This window comes from Salinivibrio sp. MA427 (genome assembly GCF_001996115.1).
GTDB classification, from domain to species: Bacteria; Pseudomonadota; Gammaproteobacteria; order Enterobacterales; family Vibrionaceae; genus Salinivibrio; species Salinivibrio costicola.
The window spans coordinates 1-5,130 of sequence record NZ_MUFH01000216.1 but is presented as its reverse complement, the minus strand read 5'-3'; the positions used below and the strand labels follow the sequence as shown (position 1 = coordinate 5,130).

Sequence of the window (5,130 nt, the reverse complement as noted above, 5' to 3'; positions counted from 1 at the left end):
TCACAACACTGCGGGCTTGGATAAGCGCAAGAAGGGCAATTCGCAAAGGAGTAAGTAGATATGCAAAGAGAACAATGGGGCTCACGGGCTGGGTTTATCCTCGCTGCCGTTGGGTCAGCAGTCGGCCTAGGGAATATTTGGCGATTCCCCTATATGGCGTATGAGAACGGTGGCGGTGCCTTTTTTATCCCTTACCTTTTCGCCATGCTCACTGCCGGTATTCCATTTATGATCATGGAGTTTGGTTTAGGGAAAAAATTACGTGGCTCATCGCCCGTGGTTTTCTCAAAACTCAACACCAAGTTTGAGTGGCTCGGTTGGTTCCAAGTCTTGATTGCGGCAACGATTGGGATCTACTACGTCGCGGTCATTGGTTGGGCCATTTCGTACTTTGGCTTCTCATTTGGACAAGATTGGGGCACAGATACCAACGCCTTCTTCTTTTCAGATTACCTAAAGCTGGGTGAAAACTCGCCCACTAATTTGGGTGATTGGCAATGGCATATTGCGATTCCGATGATCATTGCGTGGGCAATCACGTTTGCTGCCGTATTCCGTGGCGTAAAAGGCGGGATCGAAAAGGCGAGCAAAATCATGATGCCACTGTTGTTTATCATGGTGCTGCTGCTAATAGGCCGTGTGGTGATGTTACCGGGCGCGCTTGATGGGCTTAACTACTTGTTTTCGCCAGACTTTAGCAAACTGACAGATGCCAGTGTTTGGTCCGCTGCTTACGGGCAGATTTTCTTCACTCTCTCTGTCGGCTTTGCCATCATGCTCGCTTACTCAAGCTATTTACCTGAGAAATCGGATGTGAATAATAACGCCTTAATGACGGTGTTGATTAACTGCGGCTTTTCGATTGTCGCGGGTGTGTTGATCTTCTCTATTCTCGGCTACATGGCCGCCGAACAGAGTAAGGGCATCACTGACGTCGTCAGCGGCGGTGTCGGCTTGGCCTTTGTCACTTTGCCAGCCGCAATTAATCTGTTGCCTATTCCTTATATTTTGGGTCCCTTGTTCTTCTTAGCGCTGGTGGTGGCAGGCTTAAGCTCGCATATCTCGATCATCGAGGCGGTTACATCATCGATCATGGATAAGTTGAATGTCACACGTCAAAAAGCGGCAATCGCGGTTTGTGGTGTGGGCTTTGTGGTCTCAATGGCGTTTGCTACCAACGGTGGCTTGTTGCTGCTTGATTTAGTCGACTACTTTGTCAACAACGTTGCATTGTTAACCAGCTGCTTGCTTGAGCTAATTGTCGTAGGCTGGCTAGTGAAACTGTCTGACATCCGTCAATACGTGAATCGCGTATCTGAATTTAATGTGGGACAGTGGATGGAAATTTGTATCCGCTTTATCAGCCCGATTATGCTGGCCGTGATCTTGGTTAAAAACCTGATTGATACCTTTAACGACGGCTATGGTGGCTATGCGCAGTTCGAGCTACTAACCCTCGGCTGGGGCTTGGTGGCAGCCATGCTGGTTGTTGGCATTATTGTTAACAGCACAACCACACCCGCTCGTGATATGGAGACAGACGCATGACAACAGGTGCAATCGTAATGATGCTTATCGGTTTAGCGGTAACATGGGGCGGTGCCGCTCTGTGTATTCGTAAAGCGATGCAAAGTAATAGTGAATAAAATATGTGAAGCGCCTGCTGCAAGTAGGCGCTGTTTTGACAATACAAACACGCCTAACAGCCCTCAAGCTCGATATCGCTTGGGGGCTTTTTGTTAGTCGCTGATTAATTACACAAACTGCGGGGTTGTTTCTAGCATCTTAGCCACAAAGCACCGATAATGGACCGATCAAAATAGCAACGAGGACAAAAGCACTATGGCTTCAGCCAAACGCATCTTGGTGGTGGATGACGATGTTGAGATTCGTGAACTTCTTCAGGCTTATCTGGCGAAAGCCGGTTATGACGTAGTCACCGCGCAAAATGGTCATGAGATGCAATCTAAGCTGGCCGTGCAGTATCCCGACTTAATTCTTTTAGACGTCATGCTTCCGGGTGATGACGGCTTTACCTTATGTAAACGTATCCGCAAAGACTCGGGTGTCCCCATCATTATGCTCACGGCGGTGTCGGACGAGACGGATCAAATTGTCGGACTTGAGTTGGGCGCGGATGATTACATTGCAAAACCGTTTAGCCCTCGCCAACTGATTGCACGTATTCGCGCGTTACTGCGCCGTACTCAACAGTTACAAGAAACAACCTTGTCACGCCCAAAAGCAATCCGCTTTGGTCAGTGGCGTCTTGAGCCAGCTACGCAGCAGCTGCATCATGTTGTCACTGGGATGGAAATCGAGCTGTCTGCCTCTGACTACGCACTGCTCATGCTCTTTATCGACCACCCGCACCAGCTACTGGATCGTAACGCCATTAGTCAGGCAACACGCGGGCGAGATGCCCAAGCGCAAGAGCGTGGTATTGATGTTCAAGTCAGCCGTCTGCGTCAACGCTTACGCGATACCAGTAAAGCGAACCTAATTAAAACGGTACGTGGTGCAGGTTATATGTTTGTTGCCGAGATCCAGTATGAATCATGAATGGCTCGAAAAACTGATCCCACGCTCTCTGCTTTCCAGAACACTGCTGTTAACGCTACTATCGGTGGTCTTGGCACAAGGGATTGCGACATCAATCTGGTATACTCAGTCGAAGCGAACCCAGCTAGAGGGATTAGAATCCGCATCGGCGAGTTTAGCCAACATGTTTGCATCGACCACCACCTTTTTTCAGTCTTTACCCGTGGCGTATCGTCATGTCGCATTGAATCAGTTGCGTAATATGGGTGGCACGCGGTTTTTTGTTTCATTCAATAAAGAAAAAATTCACATCACGCCGATCGAAGACACGCAAGCCAAACAGGTTGCTATCGATACCGTATCAGGCATTCTTCATCAACAACTGCCGGCGTTAAACACCATCGAGGTTAATTTTTCTCGCCCTGAAACATTGCGGGTGCTGAATAACGATATTTTATTGCAAGATTTACCCAAGTCTTGGGCACATCACACCTTAAGCTTAGAGCCACTCAATCCACCTATTCTGGTGGTGCAAATGGAGCTTAAAACCGATGAATGGGTTTATATCGCTGCCCTACTTCCTGCGCCCTATGTGACCCTCGACGATACGCTGATCACCGCCGATCAAGTGGTCTTTATCGTGGTCATTACCGCTTTGCTGCTATTTTTTACCTACATCTTAATTCGTCAACAAGCTCGGCCGCTAAAGCGATTAGCAAAGGCCGCTAATTTATTCAGTACTGACATTGAGCAACCCCCGCTTAAAGAAGAAGGCGCGGCTGAAATTGCGATTGTGACCCGAGCTTTCAACCGGATGCAACGACGCTTACAACGCCATCTACGCGAGCGGGAAACCCTTTTTCGCTCGATGTCGCATGATTTAAAAACCCCTATTACGCGGTTACGCCTGCGCGCGGAGCTGATCGACGATGAGGTACAAACGGCAAAATTAAATAAAGACTTGGACGATCTTGAAATGATGGTGAAAGGCGCGGTTCAAACCGTGCGTGATACCGATATTCACGAGAATATGGCCGCGATTGATGTGATCGACTTTTTAGCGATGATTGTTGAACCCCACAACCAAACCAGAATGCGGGTGCAGATTGAAAGCGATGCCGTGCCGCCATTTACCTGTAAACCGCTCGCGTTTAAACGTTGCCTATCCAATTTAATTGATAACGGGGTTAAGTATGGCGAAAAAGTAACCATTTATGTTATGGACGCGACGCACACCTTAGATATCACCTTGATCGATGAAGGCCCTGGTATTCCAGAAGAAGCACTCACGTCAGTGTTCGATCCCTATGTGCGCTTGCATGATGACAGTGACGGCTCGGGCTTAGGCCTTGGGATCGCCAGAGATATCATTCATGCCCATGGTGGTGATATGGTGCTCAGTAATCATCGTGAGGGTGGATTACAAGTTGATATCAGTTTCCCGCGGGTAGAAGAATAATGCGTCGAACAACACGATTTTTATCGGGTGCGCTGCTTGCGTACAGTTTGTTAGCCTACAGCGTTAGCGCCGCTGCAAGCAAGGTTGAAGTGCTTCACTGGTGGACCTCAGCCGGAGAGGCCAAAGCCGCCTCGGTATTACGTCAGGGCATGGAGCGACAAGGCTATCAATGGCAAGATTTTGCGGTAGGAGGTCGCGCTGGGATCAGTGCGATGAATACACTGAGAATTCGTGCGATTAGTGGCAATCCACCTTTGGCCGCACAAATCAAAGGCCCAGAGATCACGGAGTGGGCGAGACTCGGTTTTTTGCGTAATCTTAATAATATTGCTGATGCCGAGCAGTGGGAAGCCAAGATCCCTGCGCCACTTAGAGATGTGATGCAGTATCAAGGCAATTACGTCGCCGCGCCCATTAATATCCACCGAGTAAATTGGCTATGGATTAACTTACGTGCGTTTGAGGCCGCGGATGCTGATATCCCGACCGACTTTGATAGCTTTTTTACTGCGGCAGATAAACTTAAGCAGGCAGGCTATGTTCCCCTTGCCCTGGGCGGAGAGCCCTGGCAAGTGGCGACGCTGTTTGACAGCTTGGCCCTGTCCGTCATGGGACCACAACTTTATCAGCGGGCGTTTCTTAATTTNACGCATTACTGAGTGACGGCGTCATTGAAGCGTTCCGTTTACTCGCCAAAATGCGCAAATATGTCGATGACAAGGGTCAAGGCCGAAACTGGAGCGATACCACGCAGCTGCTGATTAATAATCAGGCAGGCATGCAAGTAATGGGAGATTGGGCGAAAGGTGAATTTTTCGCAGCTAATCAGCAAGAAGGCAAGGCGTTTACCTGTGTTGCCGTCCCTGGCACTAAACACGCGTTTAGCTATAACGTCGACAGCTTTGTGTTTTTTAAACCCAACAATGAAAACGAGCGGCAAAGCCAGGCGGATATAGCGTCGTATTTATTGACACCGCAATTTCAACGCGATTTTAATCGTTATAAAGGCTCTTTGCCGATCCGATTTGATGTGCCATTGCCTGAGGATGATCATTGCGCCCACGCATCGCGCGATGCGTTTCTTTATGCGCAAGAACACGGCACCTTAAGCCCGAGTATGTCACATGGAC

At 48.9% G+C, this 5,130-nt stretch carries 5 protein-coding genes; all 5 read left to right on the top strand.

Annotation, left to right across the window (positions count from 1 at the left end):
* The first annotated feature begins 60 nt into the window (after positions 1–60).
* Positions 61–1,548 carry a sodium-dependent transporter gene (locus BZG79_RS12035; protein WP_077461155.1) on the top strand — a complete coding sequence of 496 codons (1,488 nt, stop codon included), beginning with the start codon at positions 61–63 and terminating at the stop codon, positions 1,546–1,548.
* Positions 1,545–1,646 (top strand): MetS family NSS transporter small subunit, encoded by a 102-nt coding sequence (locus tag BZG79_RS16155; protein ID WP_021023748.1) that lies wholly within the window; start codon positions 1,545–1,547, stop codon positions 1,644–1,646. The genes BZG79_RS12035 and BZG79_RS16155 overlap by 4 nt, the downstream gene beginning before the upstream one ends.
* Positions 1,647–1,842: 196 nt before the next feature.
* Entirely contained in the window at positions 1,843–2,562 is a 720-nt protein-coding gene (locus BZG79_RS12030) for a response regulator transcription factor (protein WP_021023747.1), read from the top strand.
* On the top strand, positions 2,552–4,000 hold the full coding sequence (locus BZG79_RS12025; RefSeq protein WP_077774485.1) for an ATP-binding protein: 1,449 nt from the start codon (positions 2,552–2,554) through the stop codon (positions 3,998–4,000). The genes BZG79_RS12030 and BZG79_RS12025 overlap by 11 nt, the downstream gene beginning before the upstream one ends.
* 697 nt (positions 4,001–4,697) lie before the next feature.
* On the top strand, positions 4,698–5,130 hold a 433-nt coding region (locus tag BZG79_RS12015; RefSeq protein WP_347336592.1), incomplete at its 3' end, for an extracellular solute-binding protein.

What these genes read in the sequence shown, in the direction of transcription:
- BZG79_RS12035 (WP_077461155.1), top strand. Translation starts at nt 61, where the DNA reads ATGCAAAGAGAACAATGGGGCTCACGGGCTGGGTTTATCCTCGCTGCC.
- BZG79_RS16155 (WP_021023748.1), top strand. Translation starts at nt 1,545, where the DNA reads ATGACAACAGGTGCAATCGTAATGATGCTTATCGGTTTAGCGGTAACA.
- BZG79_RS12030 (WP_021023747.1), top strand. Translation starts at nt 1,843, where the DNA reads ATGGCTTCAGCCAAACGCATCTTGGTGGTGGATGACGATGTTGAGATT.
- BZG79_RS12025 (WP_077774485.1), top strand. Translation starts at nt 2,552, where the DNA reads ATGAATCATGAATGGCTCGAAAAACTGATCCCACGCTCTCTGCTTTCC.